We start from the raw sequence: 17374 nt of genomic DNA, 5'->3' as shown, positions 1-17374 counted from the left end.
CTCACTTTAAAAGGAATTAAAAGAAACCGGCTGGTTTAGTTGAATAGCTCACCAACAGGTTTTTGGTTTGCTGATAATGCTCAAGCATCATTTTATGGTTTTCACGTCCAATCCCTGATTTTTTATAACCACCGAAGGCAGCATGGGCAGGGTAGATATGATAACAGTTGGTCCATACACGCCCCGCCTGAATCGCACGACCTGCACGGTAAGAGGTATGCGCTGAACGTGACCAGACACCGGCACCTAGACCATAAATAGTGTCGTTGGCAATGCGGATTGCATCATCAAAATCTTTAAAGGTGGTGACAGCAAGTACCGGTCCAAAAATTTCTTCCTGGAAGGTTTTCATGTCATTGGTGCCTTTGAAAATAGTCGGCTCAATATAAAAACCTTGACCAACCTCATGGCGTTCTGCACCACCAGTTAAGATTTCGGCACCTTCTTCACGACCAGTTGCAATACAGCCCAGAATTTTATCTTGCTGTTCCTGAGAAGCCTGCGCACCAATCATGGTCTCGGTATCAAGCGGGTGACCGGTTTTAATACGTTTTACTCGTTCGATTGCTCGTTCCAGGAATTTGTCCGCAATACTTTCCTGAACCAGGGCACGTGATGGACAAGTACAAATTTCTCCCTGATTCAGGGCAAACATGGCAAAGCCTTCAAGGGCTTTATCTAAATAGTCATCTTCCTGATCCATAATGTCTTCAAAGAAGAGGTTTGGAGATTTACCGCCCAGTTCCAGCGTAACTGGAATAATATTTTCGGTCGCATATTGCATAATCATCTGGCCAACTCCTGTTGAACCAGTAAATGCGATTTTGGAAATACGCGGGTTGGTTGCAAGCGGGCGACCCACTTCTACACCATAACCGTTGACTATGTTAAGCACGCCTTCAGGTAACAGGTCTTGGATCAATTCAACCAGAACTAGAATGCTGGCAGGGGTTTGTTCAGCAGGTTTCAATACAATACAGTTACCCGCCGCCAACGCCGGCGCCAGTTTCCATGTGGCCATTAAAATCGGGAAGTTCCATGGGATAATCTGTCCAACGACACCTAAAGGCTCATGGAAGTGGTAAGCGATAGTATCTTCATCAATCTCTGAAATACCGCCTTCTTGAGCGCGGATACAGCTGGCAAAATAGCGGAAATGGTCAACGGCCAAAGGAATATCGGCAGCCAGTGTTTCGCGAATCGGTTTACCGTTATCCCAGGTTTCAGCCACAGCCAAAAGCTCTAAATTGGCTTCTAAACGGTCAGCAATTTTTAATAAAATGTTAGAGCGAGTTGTTGGAGAAGAGCGGCCCCATTGATCTTTGGCCTTATGTGCCGCATCTAGTGCAAGCTCAATATCTTCAGCGCTTGAACGTGGAATTTTAGTAAATACCTTACCATCTACTGGAGAAATGTTATCAAAGTATTGACCTTTTACAGGTGGTACCCATTGTCCGCCAATGAAGTTCTCATATTGGGCTTTAAACTGAACTTTTGAACCGGGTTGATTAGGATCGACATAACGCATATAGGTGTTCCTTGACTTATTTTAGTGTTGTAAAAATCTGTAATTACAGTTTTGGTATCAGGGACTCTGGTACACTATTCGACTTAGCATACATGGAATAAGGTTGGAGAAAGGTTGGAGACAAGAAGGTTTACAATTTTTTCACTTGATCTTAAAAGATAGTTATATAGTCATTACAGTGGATGTAAATCATGGCTTTTTTTGTGAGAGTATGGAATGGAGATAAAGCAAGATCTGAGCCAGAGACGACAGAAAATCGAACAGTTTAGAGCGAGTAGTAGTTGGTCGGCATTACATGCAGAGCAGCTGGGGCAAAGTATTGCCAGCTCCTGGCAGCGCTCATCTTCTGCTGCAATACCAGAAGATCGTTCTGCGGCGCCTTTAGTCCATTTGCAAAAAGAAACTTACTCTTCCACTTTGGCAAATGCCTTGCAATATTGTGCGCAGGATTTAAAGCATATTGCTGAACAGTCTTCTATGGTACTGGCAGTTGCAGATATGGGCAGTACCATCATTTGGTCGGCCTCTAGCCCGCAAATGAAAAGTGCCGCCGAAAGTGTACATTTTATCGAAGGTGGGCAATGGCGTGAAGAACTGGTGGGGACAAATGCTTTAGCACTGTCATTAAAAACTCAGCAATCGAGCTGTGTGTTTTCCAATGAGCATTATATGTCGTCTATCCACGACTGGGTTTGTTATGCTGCTCCCATTGTTGATCCGCATTCACAACAGCTTTTGGGGGTAATCGACCTTTCGACCACCTGGCAACAGCATAATAGTCTGGGACTGCTGGCTGCGGAACGCTGTGCCTCCATTATTCAGTCTGCTTTACTGGAACATCAAAAGCAGCAACTCTATATTCGTGCTTTTTCTGTGCCGCAAGTACTGTTCAATGGTAAGGTTTTGGTGCTGACTCCACGCCAGATTGAAATCCTGACCATTCTGGCTTTATGTCCACAAGGTCTAAGTCTGGACAGTCTGCACCAGGCTTTATATGGTGAGCGTAAAGTCAGTATGGGCACATTAAAGGCGGAAATGTCGCAATTACGTGATGTGCTTGGGGGAATGCTGGGTTCAAGGCCGTACCGTTTATTGGCCCATGTCGAGGCTGACTTTTTGCTGACAGAGCAGGCTTTAGATGTAGGGTATATCGATTCTGCCTTAAAACTGTGTAGCGGGGTGTTTTTGGCTAAAACAGAAAGTCCTTTTTTATGTGCATGGCGCGATTGTCTGGAATCTCGCTTAAGTGATGCCATTTTCAAAGCCAATGAAACCGATGTATTACTGAAACATGTAGCGCGCTTCCCCGAGGCGATTGATGCTGTCGAACGTTTGATTGAGCTGATGCCCAAAACGAATCCCGTATATCAAACCCTATTAAAATATAAAGATAGTTAGGACGGCGATAGGCTGAATTGATCAAGCTTTATTTGCATACACGGCCGATCATTAAAGTTTTTTAAATGGCTAGTTTATCTTCTGAATCTTATGGATCAGGTTGCTATAGTGCCTTGAGGGCGCCGTCGGACAATCTTATATTCATTTATTAAGATTTTCTCCCTTATCCTGCTGACGAACCAGAATTCCCCTCAATTGTAAGAGTAAAAAAAAGCAACTACCGTCTAACCTATTTTCTAAAAAATACGTTAAACAGCAGTTGCTAAAAATGTAAGCCAATAACTAAATGGGAGAGAGGGCTTACATTGAGGATTACATTGCAGCTTTAAAAATTTCCACCACTTGCGCATGGGTTGCTTTACGTGGATTGGTCAGCATACAGGCATCTTTTTGCGCATTTTCAGCCATAATGGCCAGATCAGCTTCCTTCACAGATAATTCAGCTAAACCAGTTGGAATACCAATTGAAGCTGAAAGTTGACGAATCGCATCGATCGCTTCATAAGCGGCTTCATTGACGGTCAAGCCTTCAATATTCACGCCCATTAACTGTGCAATTTTGGCATAACGGTCAGGGCAGGCAATCAGGTTAAATTCACATACATGTGGAAGTAAGATTGCATTACATACGCCATGCGGCAAGTTATAGAAACCGCCAAGCTGATGCGCCATCGCATGTACATAACCTAGCGAAGCGTTGTTAAAAGCCATTCCTGCCAGATATTGTGCATAGCTCATAGCATCACGCGCTTCCAGGTTTTCACCATTGGCAACCGCAGGGCTGAGCCATTGGCTAATCATGCTGATAGCTTTTTCTGCACAGGCGTCGGTAATAGGGTTGGCGTCAGTAGAAACATACGCTTCAACTGCATGAGTCAAGGCATCCATTCCGGTAGCAGCAGTTAAGCTGGCCGGTTTGGCAATCATCAGCTTCGGGTCATCAATCGCAATTAGCGGAGTACAGCGCCAATCGACAATAGCCATTTTTACATGAGTCTCTGTATTGGTAATAATACAGAAACGTGTCATTTCAGAGGCAGTACCTGCTGTAGTATTGATCGCAATCAGCGGTGTCATAGGCACTGTGCTTTTATCAATACCCTCATAGTCACGGATATGGCCGCCGCCCGCAGTCACCAGCCCGATACCTTTGGCACAGTCATGTGATGAACCGCCACCTAAAGACACAATAAAATCACAAGCATTCTCGTGATAGGCTTGCACCCCTTTATGTACGTTAATATCAGTAGGGTTCGGTTCTGCACCCGGGAAAATATGACAGTCGACGTTAGCTTCTTTTAGATAAGCAGCAATCGTATCGGCAACACCAAATTTAAACAGGCCGGCATCTGTCACAATCAGAGCTTTCTTTGCGCCTAAATTTTGTGCTCTGCTTCCTACTTCTTTGGCACAGCCAGGACCAAAAAGTGAAACACAGGGAATATAAAAACCATTGGTTTTATCTGCAAGATTTTTAAAAGCCATGGGGCAACTCCTTTTACCATTATTCAATTGTTGACACTTTTCATCGTCGATGAAGTATGCAGTCAAGTCCGGAAGAATCCCACCTACCAAACACCTACCATTTTAATAAAATGTTGATTTTTATCTAAAATCTGAATGGGATTTAGCCATTCCCTTACATTGAGGACCTGATGATTTAAGAAGAGAGGTGTAGAATAGAAGGAGGACAGGACATGTCTCAGTCTTACTCGAGCGATTTTGATAAAGGCAATAAGATGAACATCCTGATATTTTTTAACTTAAAGATGAGCCCTATTCATTTTTAGTAATTTTGTGAGTGAGACAAGATCTTTAGGAGCGCTACTCAGAAACAGAATATAAATATTCTAAAGAGACCTGTTTAAGTCCGATACAGCATTCAATTTAGAGCTATAAAAATTCATTTCTCTAAACCGTTTGTTAAACTTTCCTTTAACTTTATTTGATATTAGCTATTGTATTTTATCATTTTTATATATTTATTAAGCTAAAAAATAAACAAATTTATCTAGACCTGTCTATTGAGATGAAATGCACCCATTTTATAAATTTAATAAGATCAGATTTTGGAAACTGACTCCTGGCGCATTGCGACAAAACCACCAATGGTGAATTAATTTCACTTTAGACTTAAATAAAATCATTTTTATTCATGATGAGATTCAAGTATAAATTACCTTATCAAGAAATTCAGATTTATCTTAGAAATTAGGGCACCGGATCATCATGAATAAAGAGTTTGCATGTTCGATTAAAAGCATTCGTTTTGATGAAAATTATCATCCTTCAGACAGTACGCGTCTTACCACCAACTTTGCAAATCTGGCAAGAGGAGAGAGTCGTCAGGAGAACCTGCGTAAAACCCTGGCGATGATCAACAATCGTTTCAATGACTTGGCTCATTGGGATAATCCTCAGGCAGATCGTTATTCAGTTGAAGTTGAAATCATTTCTGCGGATATGGATATTGAAGGCAAGGGGAAGGCGTTCCCAGTCATTGAAATGTTGAAGACGACCATTATTGATCATCACAAGAACCAGCGCATTGATGGCATGGTTGGAAACAGCTTTTCCTCTTATGTACGGGATTATGACTTTAGCGTATTGCTATTAGAACATAGCAAGAAGCAGTCGACACGTAGTACTCCAGATCATTTTGGCGAATTACATGGCAAGCTGTTTAAATATTTGGTCAACTCTGAGGCCTATAAAGCAAAGTTTAATAAAGCACCGGTGATTTGCCTCAGTGTCTCAAGTAGCAAGATCTATCAGCGGACTGAAAACCAGCATCCTGTATTGGGGGTGGAATACCAGCAAGATGAATATTCATTAACCGATGAATATTTCAAAAAAATGGGCTTAGAGGTTCGCTACTTTATGCCATCCAACAGCGTGGCGCCTTTGGCTTTTTATTTTAGTGGAGATTTACTGAGTGATTACACGAATCTGGAGTTGATTAGTGCCATTAGTACAATGGAAACCTTCCAGAAAATTTACCGGCCTGAAATTTACAATGCCAATTCTGTGGCAGGGAAATGTTATCAGCCAAGCTTGAAATATCAGGATTATTCACTCACGCAGATTGTCTATGACCGCGAGGAGCGTAGCCAGTTAGCGCTGAAGCAGGGCCGATTTACAGAAGAGCAGTTCATCAAGCCTTATCAGAATATCCTTGAACAATGGGCAAAAAGCTACTCGGCTTAAAACCACTCACTACTTGATTCACTAAACGATAAAAGAAGATTAATGATGAAACGTCTATTACCGACCTCAACGGCTGGCAGTTTGCCAAAACCTTCCTGGCTGGCAGAACCGGAAAAACTTTGGTCACCGTGGAAACTACAGGAAGATCAACTGATTGAAGGCAAACAAGATGCCTTACGTTTATCATTACTAGAACAAGTCCATGCAGGTCTTGATATTGTGAGCGATGGTGAACAAACTCGCCAACATTTTGTCACTACCTTTATCGAACACCTCGACGGCGTTGACTTTGAAAAGCGTGAGACAGTCCGAATCCGTAATCGCTATGATGCAAGTGTACCTTCAGTGGTAGGAGCAGTATCTCGTCAAAAACCGGTTTTTGTGGAAGATGCTAAATTTTTACGCTCTCTGACCAGTCGGCCAATTAAATGGGCATTGCCTGGGCCAATGACCATGATTGACACCCTCTATGATGGTCACTACAAAAGCCGTGAAAAACTTGCCTGGGAATTTGCCAAAATTCTTAATCAGGAAGCAAGAGAATTAGAAGCTGCCGGTGTTGATATTATCCAGTTTGATGAACCGGCCTTTAACGTGTTTTTTGATGAAGTGAATGATTGGGGCGTTGCTACCCTGGAAAGAGCCCTTGAAGGCCTGAAGTGTGAAACCGCCGTACACATTTGCTATGGTTATGGTATTAAAGCCAATACCGATTGGAAAAAGACTTTAGGCTCAGAGTGGCGACAATATGAGGCAGTCTTTCCCAAACTGCAAAAATCTAAGATCGATATTGTGTCTTTAGAATGTCAGAATTCTCATGTTCCTATGGATCTGATTGAGCTGATTCGCGGTAAAAAGGTGATGATTGGTGCAATTGATGTAGCAACCAATAGGATTGAAACCCCAGAAGAAGTTGCTGAGACCTTATGTAAAGCACTTCATTTTGTTGATGCTGACAAGCTTTATCCTTCAACCAACTGTGGTATGGCGCCGTTGTCTCGCCAAGTCGCAATAGGCAAGTTGAATGCTTTAAATGCTGGTGCGGAAATTGTTCGTAAAGAGCTAACAGCTTAGTTCTTATTGATTACATGATGCGTCAAGAAAGATCTACTTCGGTTTGATTGGGTATTTCTGATCAGACCGATAAGCGCAATCCAGATGAAATAGCATGTTAACCCAAATACATTCAGCTGATCTGCCGACGCCGTGGTATCAAAAAAGCTCTATCTTAAGAAAAATGCCGATTTAATTTTGGAACAAGTGATGATTGACTCAACTGACTTTAGAAATGCCATGTCTTTGTTAACAAGTGCGGTCAATATTGTGACTACAGCAGGAGCATCTGGTTCTCATGGATTTACTGCATCTGCGGTATGTAGTGTCACGGATACACCGCCAAGCTTGCTGGTCTGCATGAATAAAGCCTCTAGGTCTCATGCACACTTTATAGAAAATAAAATTTTAACCGTGAATGTGTTGGGCGCACAACATAAGCATATTTCCAAGGTCTTTTCATCCAAAATGAGTTCAGAAGAACGATTTAAACATGGAACCTGGCTAGAATTAGAAACGGGCGCACCTGTTTTGGAAGATGCTCTGGTTAGTTTTGATTGTGAAATCGATCAGATTCAAGAAGTTGGAACGCATACTATTTTTATGTGTCGTATTGTCGCGATTCAACAAAGTCAAAATGATCAAAGCTTGGTTTATTTCAATCGTGCTTATCATCATGTCGGTGGGGAGGTGGTTGCTTAAATGGGGAGGTTTTTAGAATGTACAAGCGCACTAAACTTTAGCGTAAGGTATATATTATGTCACTTGGAATACTCAGCAACGTGAATATAGAGTTGCAGATTCACGTGGCTGAGCTGTGGCAACAAATAATGTTGTGTAGCATATCTCGGATATTCTATTTAATTCATGCTGACCTAAAAGTTTAGTTCACTAGGAAAGTTAAAATTTATATTTAGCTACTCAGGAGATGGAATTTACAAAATTAAGTTTTAGTCTATCAACCTAAAAAAATTAGGGCATAGTATAGGTCTTCACTATATCCAACTATGTTGTAATGATAGCATTTACTACCGATAAACCTAAATTACTCCTACTTGTCTTTATCGAATCTAAATCAGATTTGAAAAATAATTACGCTGGGTGCTGTCCTGCGGTAATAACTCTAATAAGCGCTGTACTGCATCAATTCGATCATGTGTTTGCCCAATAATTCGTAATAACTGATCAATATCTTTTATTTGATAGATCAACTGGCTTAAACGGGCATCAAAACAATGTCGCCAAGTACTTAGTAAAGGGCTTTCTGATTTAGATAAAAAGCTACCTTTATATAGCGAGAATGTGCTGGCAATAAGATTTGCATTTAATGATTGTTCAGCACGTAAAAAATCACATTGGACTTCACAGGTAAGCCTATAAATACGAGCCTCGATTGAATGAGGTAATAGGCTACGAAGTTGTGAAAGCTCAGCCTTTAGGGTTTTTAGGCTGACATTACGCTCACCATAAAGGGCAGAGTGTAACTCTTCTAAACCAATACCATAGGGATGCAAAGCTAAAATGCAAAGTATTTCAATTTGACGGTGACTCAAACTCAATGTTTGCCCATTAAATTGAACCCAAGGCGAGCCTAGCGCCTTAATGTATAAAAAATTTTGCTGCTCAAATTTTATGGCTCGTTGTATTAAATCTGCACAGCGTTCAACTGCAAGCAGTCCCAAAGGAGTATGTTTTTTATATTTTGTGGAAAGGTTAATAATCCCATGAAATTGCCCTGATGTCGGATCCCAGATCGGTGCAGCATAACAGACCCAATCACGAACACTGCCCATTTGGTTCTCATGAGAATAGACACAACTTGATATCTGGCTATTTAAAGTCATACCTATCGCATTGATCCCAACAGCCTGTGTAGACCAATGCCCACCCTCAATAAAATGAGCCTGTTCAGCAGAAGAAAGCATTGCCGAACTACTCCATGTCCATAAGAGGGTACCTTGATGATCTGTAAGACCAATAGCCATATCTGAATCATTAGCTATTTTGAGTAAGTCAGCATAATTATGCTGGATAGAGCGGCGAAATAAAGAAGTTCTATCTTCTGGAGGTAAGGCCAAAACAGGGGCGGCATGCACAGTATGCTGATTGATTAAATGGGTTGTTTGCAGCTTTTTTGCAGGTGTTGTATTGCACAGATTCATATCATATTCCTTTATGATCAGACTGTAATATTTTTAAATTTTAGAAAAGAGTTTTGAAGTTTATAGTCAATTATGCCATTTCCTCTTGCTTACATTTAAAATGGTTTTATCTTTGCTTTGTTAAATCCTATCTTTTGGTTTTACCAGCTCCTTGCGCTACTTTAAAAGTGTTCTTATGGGCTGAAAATGACTATTTCCATCTCAAATGTTAATAAACGTAAACAGGATAAAAAGTCATTCACGCATGTAAGGAGTAGGTACAGCCTCACCATGATATTGACGATCAGCAAAATAACTCGACCGAACCAATGGTGCACTCCAAATATTCTTAAACTTTAAGTGTTCTCCATGAGTTTGATACCGTTTAAACTCTTGCAATGTAACAAAACGATGAATTGGTGCATGTGATTTGGATGGCTGTAAGTATTGGCCAATTGTGACATAGTCAATTTGATAATCTTTCAAATCATTTAATAACACAATAACCTCAGCTTCAACTTCTCCCAAACCGACCATCAAACCACATTTGGTTGGGATATCAGGGCAGTAGTGTTTAAATTTCTTAAGTAAATCCAATGAATGCTGATAGTTAGAGCCTGGCCGCATGGCTTTATACAAACGTGGAACAGTTTCAATATTATGATTAAAAACATCGGGTGGATTTTGACTCAGAATCTTCAGGGCAATATCTGCACGACCACGAAAATCAGGCACTAAAATTTCAATTAAAGTCTCTGGACTGGTTTGACGAATTTCTCGAATGCAATCGGCAAAATGCTGTGCGCCACCATCTTTTAAGTCGTCCCGATCAACCGAAGTAATCACGACATACTTTAAGTTTAAATTCTTTACCGTTTCAGCCAAATGCTTTGGCTCATTAATATCTAAAGCATGAGGACGACCATGAGCGACATCACAAAATGGGCAGCGCCGAGTACAGATATCTCCCATAATCATGAAGGTTGCGGTCCCACTGCCAAAACATTGCGGCAAGTTAGGACAAGCCGCTTCTTCGCAAACCGTATGTAGTTTTTGCTGCCTTAATAAATCCTTAATGATTTGGACTTCCTCAGGTTGACTAATTTTAGCCCGAAGCCATTCTGGCTTTTTCGGTGTCGTTTCCGTTGGAATAACTTTAATTGGAATACGCGCCATTTTTTCAGCGCCCCGCAGCTTCTTTCCAGTTAATATGGTGTTATTTAAATCCATTTCAAACACTCCATCATTTAAAATAATTAATATAAATTCTGATATTAAATAAGCTGTTTTAAAAGCATTAATAATATTCCAAAACAGGGCAAAAAACTTATCATACAAAACAAAGGTTGGCTAAAGGTTTGTTTTTATATGTAATTGAACAGTATTGAAAATTTACAATTTTTTTTAGATTTATAAGCTCATGTTTTTAATATCTATCTTATCTTTTTATGCATTATATTTTTTTAGTCTAATATGAAATTTAATAAAAATATTCTTATATAAATATACGATTTAAAAATTCAATTATTCAATTTTGGATTTTCTTTTAAGCGTAGGGAATAAGGAATAAATATATGCAATTAACGGAAGAGCAATTGCTGGCAGCATACAAAAGAATGCGCGACATTCGTGAATTTGAGGACCGACTTCACGATGAAAATAATACAGGTGATATTCCAGGATTCATCCACTTATATAGCGGTGAGGAAGCGGTGGCAGTAGGAATCTGTGAAAATTTAACAGATAAGGACTTCATTACCTCAACACATCGTGGTCACGGACATTGTATTGCTAAAGGCTGTGACATTCACGCCATGATGCTAGAAATATTCGGTAAAGATGATGGTCTGTGTCGTGGTAAAGGCGGCTCAATGCACATTGCGGACTTAGATAAAGGCATGCTTGGTGCAAACGGTATTGTCGGTGGTGGCCCACCTTTAGCAATTGGTGCAGCTCTAAGTGCCAAAACCCTCAAGAATGGTGGTATTGGTCTATCGTTTACGGGGGATGGCGGATCAAATCAGGGCTTAACTTTTGAAGCAATTAATATGGCTGTGGTGTTAAAGCTTCCTGTCATCTTTGTTTTTGAAAATAACGGCTTTGGTGAAGGTACTGCACACGACTATGCCGTAGGCAGTAAAGACATTGCAGGTCGAGCGGCAGGTTTTGGCTTACCTGCTGAAAAGGTGGATGGAACAGACTTTTTTGCTGTGTATGAGGTTGCACAAAAGGCAATTGAACGTGCCCGCCGTGGTGAAGGTCCGAGTGTAATTGAAACGATAACCAACCGTTTTTATGGACATTTTGAAGGTGATCCAGGGCTTATCCGCTCCAAAGAAGAACTGGATTATGTCAAAGAACATAAAGACCCATTGAAAATATTTCGTGAAAAAGTCAAAGGTAAAATTGACGAAACTAAACTGGACGCGATTGATGCCCAGTCTAAAGCCAATGTAGACGACGCCGTGGCAAAAGCACGCGCAGCTATGTATCCAGAAGTCTCTCAGTTGCTTACTGATGTTTACGTCTCTTACTAAAGGAATAGTAGAAAAATGCCAAATAAAAGTTATCGAAATGCGATTAAAGAGGCAATTGAATTAGAAATGCGCCGAGACCCAAGTGTTATTGTGGTCGGTGAAGATGTTCGTGGTGGGCATGGTGGCAAAAATACCGATGACAATAAACTGGAAGGTTTTGGCGGTGTACTGGGTGTAACCAAAGGTTTATGGACTGAATTTGGTTCTGAAAGAGTCATTGATACTCCGATTACAGAATCGGCGATTATTGGTATGGCGGCAGGTGCTGCTGCAACGGGTTTAAGACCTGTGGCAGATTTAATGTTTATGGATTTTTATGGCGTATGTTATGACATGCTGTATAACCAAGCGGCTAAATTCCGCTACATGTTTGGTGGCAAAGCCAAAGCACCACTCGTCGTACGTGGCATGATCGGTGCAGGTTTTTCCGCTGCAGCACAACATTCTCAGTCGCCATATAACGTGTTTGCCTCAGTGCCGGGTTTAAAGGTGGTGGTACCTTCTAGTGCCTATGATGTGAAAGGGTTATTGATTCAAGCCATTCGAGATGATGACCCAGTGGTCTTTTGTGAACACAAGTTATTGTATGACCTTAAGGGCGAAGTACCAGATGAGGCCTACACTATTCCTTTTGGCGTTGCGAATTACACCCGTGAAGGCACTGATATTACCATTATTGCCTTAAGCCTGATGGTGCATCGCGCCAATGAAGTTGCTGACAAGCTGGCAAAAGAAGGTATTTCGGTTGAAGTGGTTGACCCTCGAACTATTTCTCCGTTAGACGAAGATGGTATTTTAGAGTCAGTGGCTTCCACAGGTCGCGTAGTGATTGTAGATGAATCGGCGGCGCGTTGCGGTTTCGGACATGATGTGGCTGCACTCATTGCACAGAAAGGCTTTCATTATCTTAAAGCACCAATCGAGTTAGTCACTCCACCACACTCACCCGTACCATTTTCACCAGTACTAGAAAAAGAATGGCTACCAAGTGTAGAACGCATCGAACAGGCTGTACGGAAGACGTTGGAGGCTTAGGATGAGCGAAATTAAAACCTTAGAAATCCCAAAATGGGGTTTGTCCATGGAAGAGGGCACGATTGCCCAATGGCTGATTCAGGAAGGTACTCAATTTAGTAAAGGACAGGAAATTTGTGAAATTGAAACCACAAAAATCGTCAATGTTCTGGAAGCACCTTTCGATGGCTTGCTACGAAAAATTATTGCTAAAGATGGTGACACACTTATCGTAGGTGGAGTCATTGCAATTTGTGCAGATGCAGAAGTTTCCGATGCAGAAGTTGAAGAGTTTGCACAGTCTTTAGGCGGAATACCAGCTGTAACAGAAAACAAAGCTGTAGAAACGGTTCCTGAAAAAGTAGCTGTAGCTCAAGTTGAAACCAAAGTACAAGCTGCTCCTAAACAGAACAGTGTTGGTAATGGATCAAAGATTGTCGCTCAGGGTGGATATATAATTCCTGCTGCGTTACAGGGCTATCAGCAAAGCGATGATATTTTTGCAACGCCACATGCCTTGAAATTGGCTGAAAAACATAATGTAAACCTCGCTCAGATTGCTGGTTCTGGACGTGAAGGGCGTATTAGTGTTCAAGATATTCAGGCCGCAGTCCAAGCCGCTGGCGGGGCTTGGCCAGATGTACGTCATCAGGCCAGTACGAAAGCCGCCAAATCTAAAGCAGATGACAGTCAGGTTCTAGCGACACCTGTTGCCCGCCGTTTAGCCAAACAATGGGGTATTAATTTGCATGACTGTCGTGCATCTGGTTCACGTGGACGAGTTTGTAAAGAAGATGTTGAAGCAGTTTATCAGCGGGAAAATCCTGTACAAGCTCAACATGCTGATCATGCTGATCCAGCAGAGCCAGCGAAAATCACTACCGTTGCTATGAATGGTATGCGCAAAGCAATCGCTTCACGACTACAAGCGGCAAAACGCAATGCACCACATTTTCGCTTAACAATAGACTTAAATGTTGAGTCGGTTCAGGCTTTGCGTCAGCAAATTAACAGTACCGTACCACAAGTAAAGCTGTCCATTAATGATATGCTGATTAAAGCTGCCGCCGCCGCGCTGATCAAAGTTCCACAGGTCAATGTGCAATTTGATGAAGAAAATCAGCAGATCTTACAGTTTGAACAGGCTGATATTTCAGTTGCCGTGGCCATCGAAAACGGACTGATCACGCCAATTATTAAAGCAGCAAACCTTAAATCTTTGGCACAAATTTCCAACGATATGCGTGATCTGGCGACACGTGCCAAGACTGGAAAATTAGCACCTGATGAGTTTCAAGGTGGCAGTTTCAGTATTTCCAATTTAGGAATGCTGGGTATTCAACAGTTTGATGCCATTATTAACCCACCTCAAGGTGCAATTCTGGCCCTCGGTGCAGCCGAAAAACGTGCTATCGTCGAAAATGATGAGATTGTTGCTCGTGAAATGGTGACAGCAACATTGTCATGTGATCATCGTGTTATTGATGGTGCATTGGGTGCTCAATTCCTATCGGCGTTTAAGCAGTTTGTCGAAAATCCTGCATTAATTTTGGTGTAGGAGGAAAAGACATGTCAGATACACAGTTTGATCTTGTGGTTATTGGTGCTGGTCCTGGAGGATATGTCGCTGCGATTCGTGCAGCACAACTGGGATTGAAAACTGCAGTCGTTGAAAAACAACACTTAGGAGGGGTGTGTCTTAACTGGGGATGCATTCCAACCAAGGCATTATTAAGCGGGGCTGCGCTTGCGCAGCAGTTTAAATCCGCAGAGCATTTCGGCTTTACTCTTAACGCTGTTGATTTTGACATTCAAAAACTGGTCTATCATAGCAGACAGGTTTCTGAACAACTGGTACAAGGTATTGGTCAATTATTGAAAAAGAATCAAATTACTGTTTTCAATGCGACAGCCCAGTTTATTGCCAAAGAACAATTACTACTTACAGATGTAAATGGTCAGAAACAGCAGATTTCTGCACCACATATTATTGTAGCAACAGGTGCACGTGCAGCTAATCTGCCTCATATTCCTGTAGATGGTGATCAAATCTGGAGTTATAAAGAAGCTTTAGTTCCAGAACAATTACCAAAGTCTTTACTGGTCATTGGTTCTGGTGCTATAGGCAGTGAGTTCGCAAGCCTATACCAAGACTTAGGCTGCCAAGTCACCTTAGTTGATATTGCAAAACAGATTCTACCTAGCGAAGACATTGAAGTTGCGAAGTATGTACAAAAGCAATTTGAACAGCAGGGGATGCAGGTTTTAACCGAAGCGACTGTAAAGAAAATAGAAACAGATCATGCTCAAGTACATTGCCATATTGAAACTGCCACAGGTGTGCAAATCATTAGCGTTGAAAAGGTACTTTCGGCTACTGGAGTAAAACCGAATGCTGATAATCTTGGCCTAGAAGCTTTGGGTATTGAATTTGAGAATGGCTTTATTAAAGTCGACTCATGGTGTAAAACCAATGTTGTGGGCGTTTATGCAATTGGCGATGTCGCTGGTGCACCGTGTTTGGCACACAAAGCCAGTCATGAAGCCATTCTTTGTGTAGAGAAAATTGCAGGCCTAAGTCATGTACATGCTTTAGAGCGTACACAAATTCCAGGCTGTATCTTTACCCATCCTCAAGTGGCCAGTATTGGTTTAACAGAACAGAAAGCGAAAGCTGCAGGCTTGAGTATCAATGTTGGTAAGTTTCCTTTGCAAGCCAATGGTAAGGCATTGGCTTTAGGCGATAGTGCAGGATTTGTTAAAACCATTTTTAGTCAGGAAACGGGTGAGTTGTTAGGTGCTCACATGGTCGGACATGAAGTCACCGAACATATTCAAGGTTTTGCCATCGCAAAATGCCTAGAAGCTACAGATGAAAGCTTAGCACAGGTCATTTTCCCTCATCCGACTTTGTCTGAGGCGATGCATGAGTCGGTATTATCGGCGATGCAACGTGCAATCCATATTTAAGGAGTCGCAAGATTCTTAGGAGGCGAACCTAGAATTATTAGTTAATTCCTATAAAGCGAACTATAAAAACTCTCCAAGGAGGGTTTTATTTCATAGTTCGCTTTACTTTTTGGCGACTTCATTTTTAGCTTTAATTTCTGCTGAAAATTTCAAAATTAACGTTTATAGATAGTTGCGTAGGCCACAGTCTCAGATATCCTATTTAACATAAAATTACGTTATGCGACATTCGACATGAGCGACATTTTATCTTCATTGAGTGCTTCACTGGAGAGAATGGCTTTATAAAGAAAAACAGGAATACCGTCTTCGTTGTCTTTAACTTTTAATTCCTTTGTACCATCTCGATATTCAAATATAGCAATAGGGTAGTTATCCTGGTCTGCAATATAAAACCGTCTGTCTTTAATAATTAATCGATGCTCTGTAAATTGATGTTGTAATAAACGCATGAATTTACTTTCATTTGTAGAAAGTAAATTAAGCTCTCTAATCCTCTCTGCATCACTCTGATGATGTATCTTTGCACGTTGTCTTTCGTTATAGCTGAGATATACATTTCTTGTTTTTTTAGTTTTTGGTTTTTCTTTTTTAGTGCGTGAGTCTCTCCAGAGATACCCAATAGTAAATCCTAATACTAAACAAAATATTGCAATACCCATTTTTATTCCTAATAAGAAAAGGGTGCATTTACACCCTTAATATGAAATCAATCATCTTGGTCAATATAAATAATTAATCGTCTTTTTTAAGTATTTCAGCTCTATATCTCATTACATCTTCTGTTTTTATGTCTTTAAGGTGCTTTCTAATGAGAGTATGAATTACATCTGATTCCTTAATTCGAATTTTTGTTTCGAACATCATTTCAAGCGTTGAGTCTTTAATCATTTCTTCTTCTTCATCTCTCAACCGAATTGTTACAGCCATGTCTTTCTCCAAAATTTTGACATCATATCTGATTTATATTTTATGATATGCTGCATTATCACAAATCAAATGTTATAAAACATTCAAATATCATTTGTGATAAATCATAAGCATGAAAATAATCACTTTTAGTTCACCTCAAGACTTTACTCAAGCTGCTTTTAATCGGGTAGCAGAGTTGGTCTCTCAAAATGGTCAATTTTGTCTAGATGAATGTATTCCTGCTTTCTCCACAGAGCAGTGTTTAGAGCATCTGGCTTTAGTTGCTGCTGAAATGGCTTATGACTATTCCTTGATTGATGCACATGCAGATTTATACAAAAAAGCAAATCAAGAATTAAAAGATGAAATGGGGGATTGCTAAGTGATTATTCGTTCTGTTCATCAGACTGATCTTGTTGAATGCCCTCGCTGCTATTCAATCATGCATAAGAACTATATCTCTTTTCATTTAACACGTTGTTTGGGGTAGAGCATATGCATATTCCGTCTTACTTCGTTGGTCTTGTTATTGGTTTTCTTGTTGGTCTTGTTTTTGGTCATTTTGGGGTTTGATTATGTCTTCTAACAATAAAAAGTTATCCGCAGATTCTCAA

At 40.8% G+C, this 17374-nt stretch carries 15 protein-coding genes; 9 read left to right on the top strand and 6 right to left on the bottom strand.

All coding sequences use genetic code 11. From position 1 onward, the window contains the following. Positions 1 to 16 precede the first annotated feature (16 nt). On the bottom strand, positions 17 to 1528 hold the full coding sequence (locus tag E2K74_RS03400; RefSeq protein WP_151206289.1) for an aldehyde dehydrogenase family protein: 1512 nt from the start codon (positions 1526 to 1528) through the stop codon (positions 17 to 19). Positions 1529 to 1744: 216 nt separating this feature from the next. Between E2K74_RS03400 and E2K74_RS03395 the strand changes: the two genes are divergently transcribed. Beyond that, positions 1745 to 2926 (top strand): transcriptional regulator, encoded by a 1182-nt coding sequence (locus E2K74_RS03395; protein WP_151206288.1) that lies wholly within the window; start codon positions 1745 to 1747, stop codon positions 2924 to 2926. Positions 2927 to 3238: 312 nt separating this feature from the next. Here the strand turns inward: E2K74_RS03395 and mdh are convergent, their stop codons facing one another. Next, a complete protein-coding gene (gene mdh / locus E2K74_RS03390; protein WP_151203083.1) occupies positions 3239 to 4411 on the bottom strand; it encodes an iron-dependent methanol dehydrogenase in 1173 nt (390 codons plus the stop codon). 744 nt (positions 4412 to 5155) lie between these two features. Between mdh and E2K74_RS03385 the strand changes: the two genes are divergently transcribed. The 3 genes from E2K74_RS03385 to E2K74_RS03375 all read left to right on the top strand — a co-directional run bounded on the left by E2K74_RS03385 (position 5156) and on the right by E2K74_RS03375 (position 7888). After that, positions 5156 to 6133 carry a DUF1852 domain-containing protein gene (locus E2K74_RS03385; RefSeq protein WP_151206287.1) on the top strand — a complete coding sequence of 326 codons (978 nt, stop codon included), beginning with the start codon at positions 5156 to 5158 and terminating at the stop codon, positions 6131 to 6133. A 45-nt stretch (positions 6134 to 6178) separates the two neighbouring features. After that, positions 6179 to 7207 (top strand): methionine synthase, encoded by a 1029-nt coding sequence (locus tag E2K74_RS03380; RefSeq protein WP_151206286.1) that lies wholly within the window; start codon positions 6179 to 6181, stop codon positions 7205 to 7207. A gap of 189 nt (positions 7208 to 7396) precedes the next feature. Further along, positions 7397 to 7888 (top strand): flavin reductase family protein, encoded by a 492-nt coding sequence (locus tag E2K74_RS03375; protein WP_151206285.1) that lies wholly within the window; start codon positions 7397 to 7399, stop codon positions 7886 to 7888. A gap of 368 nt (positions 7889 to 8256) precedes the next feature. Here E2K74_RS03375 and E2K74_RS03370 read toward each other — a convergent pair whose 3' ends face one another. Beyond that, positions 8257 to 9348 (bottom strand): transcriptional regulator, encoded by a 1092-nt coding sequence (locus tag E2K74_RS03370; protein ID WP_151206284.1) that lies wholly within the window; start codon positions 9346 to 9348, stop codon positions 8257 to 8259. Positions 9349 to 9582: 234 nt separating this feature from the next. Then, a complete protein-coding gene (gene lipA / locus E2K74_RS03365; RefSeq protein WP_151206378.1) occupies positions 9583 to 10557 on the bottom strand; it encodes a lipoyl synthase in 975 nt (324 codons plus the stop codon). 344 nt (positions 10558 to 10901) lie between these two features. Between lipA and E2K74_RS03360 the strand changes: the two genes are divergently transcribed. From E2K74_RS03360 to lpdA, 4 genes are read left to right on the top strand one after another with little or no spacing between them, the layout of a single operon-like run. After that, the gene (locus tag E2K74_RS03360) at positions 10902 to 11864 is read left to right on the top strand and encodes a thiamine pyrophosphate-dependent dehydrogenase E1 component subunit alpha (RefSeq protein ID WP_151206283.1); all 963 of its coding nucleotides are present in this window, start codon (positions 10902 to 10904) and stop codon (positions 11862 to 11864) included. Between the two features lie 15 nt (positions 11865 to 11879). Next, positions 11880 to 12899, top strand: a complete 1020-nt coding sequence (locus tag E2K74_RS03355) for an alpha-ketoacid dehydrogenase subunit beta (RefSeq protein ID WP_151206282.1) — start codon at positions 11880 to 11882, stop codon at positions 12897 to 12899. A 1-nt stretch (position 12900) separates the two neighbouring features. Then, positions 12901 to 14436 (top strand): 2-oxo acid dehydrogenase subunit E2, encoded by a 1536-nt coding sequence (locus E2K74_RS03350; RefSeq protein ID WP_151206281.1) that lies wholly within the window; start codon positions 12901 to 12903, stop codon positions 14434 to 14436. An 11-nt stretch (positions 14437 to 14447) separates the two neighbouring features. Next, on the top strand, positions 14448 to 15848 hold the full coding sequence (gene lpdA / locus E2K74_RS03345; protein WP_151206280.1) for a dihydrolipoyl dehydrogenase: 1401 nt from the start codon (positions 14448 to 14450) through the stop codon (positions 15846 to 15848). Between the two features lie 218 nt (positions 15849 to 16066). Here the strand turns inward: lpdA and E2K74_RS03340 are convergent, their stop codons facing one another. Then, entirely contained in the window at positions 16067 to 16510 is a 444-nt protein-coding gene (locus E2K74_RS03340) for a hypothetical protein (RefSeq protein ID WP_151206279.1), read from the bottom strand. A gap of 73 nt (positions 16511 to 16583) precedes the next feature. Then, positions 16584 to 16778 carry a hypothetical protein gene (locus tag E2K74_RS03335; protein WP_151206278.1) on the bottom strand — a complete coding sequence of 65 codons (195 nt, stop codon included), beginning with the start codon at positions 16776 to 16778 and terminating at the stop codon, positions 16584 to 16586. A 112-nt stretch (positions 16779 to 16890) separates the two neighbouring features. On the opposite strand from E2K74_RS03335, the gene E2K74_RS03330 reads away from it, so the two are divergent. Next, on the top strand, positions 16891 to 17142 hold the full coding sequence (locus E2K74_RS03330; RefSeq protein WP_151206277.1) for a hypothetical protein: 252 nt from the start codon (positions 16891 to 16893) through the stop codon (positions 17140 to 17142). Positions 17143 to 17374 lie beyond the last annotated feature (232 nt).

The sequence above is a fragment of the Acinetobacter sp. RF15B genome (assembly GCF_007558235.1).
Lineage (GTDB): Bacteria > Pseudomonadota > Gammaproteobacteria > Pseudomonadales > Moraxellaceae > Acinetobacter > Acinetobacter lwoffii_C.
This window is presented reverse-complemented; position numbering and strand designations above follow the sequence as displayed.

Coding starts and splice junctions, on each gene's coding strand:
- E2K74_RS03400 (WP_151206289.1), bottom strand. CDS start 1,528: ATGCGTTATGTCGATCCTAATCAACCCGGTTCAAAAGTTCAGTTTAAA.
- E2K74_RS03395 (WP_151206288.1), top strand. CDS start 1,745: ATGGAGATAAAGCAAGATCTGAGCCAGAGACGACAGAAAATCGAACAG.
- mdh (WP_151203083.1), bottom strand. CDS start 4,411: ATGGCTTTTAAAAATCTTGCAGATAAAACCAATGGTTTTTATATTCCC.
- E2K74_RS03385 (WP_151206287.1), top strand. CDS start 5,156: ATGAATAAAGAGTTTGCATGTTCGATTAAAAGCATTCGTTTTGATGAA.
- E2K74_RS03380 (WP_151206286.1), top strand. CDS start 6,179: ATGAAACGTCTATTACCGACCTCAACGGCTGGCAGTTTGCCAAAACCT.
- E2K74_RS03375 (WP_151206285.1), top strand. CDS start 7,397: ATGATTGACTCAACTGACTTTAGAAATGCCATGTCTTTGTTAACAAGT.
- E2K74_RS03370 (WP_151206284.1), bottom strand. CDS start 9,348: ATGAATCTGTGCAATACAACACCTGCAAAAAAGCTGCAAACAACCCAT.
- lipA (WP_151206378.1), bottom strand. CDS start 10,557: ATGGATTTAAATAACACCATATTAACTGGAAAGAAGCTGCGGGGCGCT.
- E2K74_RS03360 (WP_151206283.1), top strand. CDS start 10,902: ATGCAATTAACGGAAGAGCAATTGCTGGCAGCATACAAAAGAATGCGC.
- E2K74_RS03355 (WP_151206282.1), top strand. CDS start 11,880: ATGCCAAATAAAAGTTATCGAAATGCGATTAAAGAGGCAATTGAATTA.
- E2K74_RS03350 (WP_151206281.1), top strand. CDS start 12,901: ATGAGCGAAATTAAAACCTTAGAAATCCCAAAATGGGGTTTGTCCATG.
- lpdA (WP_151206280.1), top strand. CDS start 14,448: ATGTCAGATACACAGTTTGATCTTGTGGTTATTGGTGCTGGTCCTGGA.
- E2K74_RS03340 (WP_151206279.1), bottom strand. CDS start 16,510: ATGGGTATTGCAATATTTTGTTTAGTATTAGGATTTACTATTGGGTAT.
- E2K74_RS03335 (WP_151206278.1), bottom strand. CDS start 16,778: ATGGCTGTAACAATTCGGTTGAGAGATGAAGAAGAAGAAATGATTAAA.
- E2K74_RS03330 (WP_151206277.1), top strand. CDS start 16,891: ATGAAAATAATCACTTTTAGTTCACCTCAAGACTTTACTCAAGCTGCT.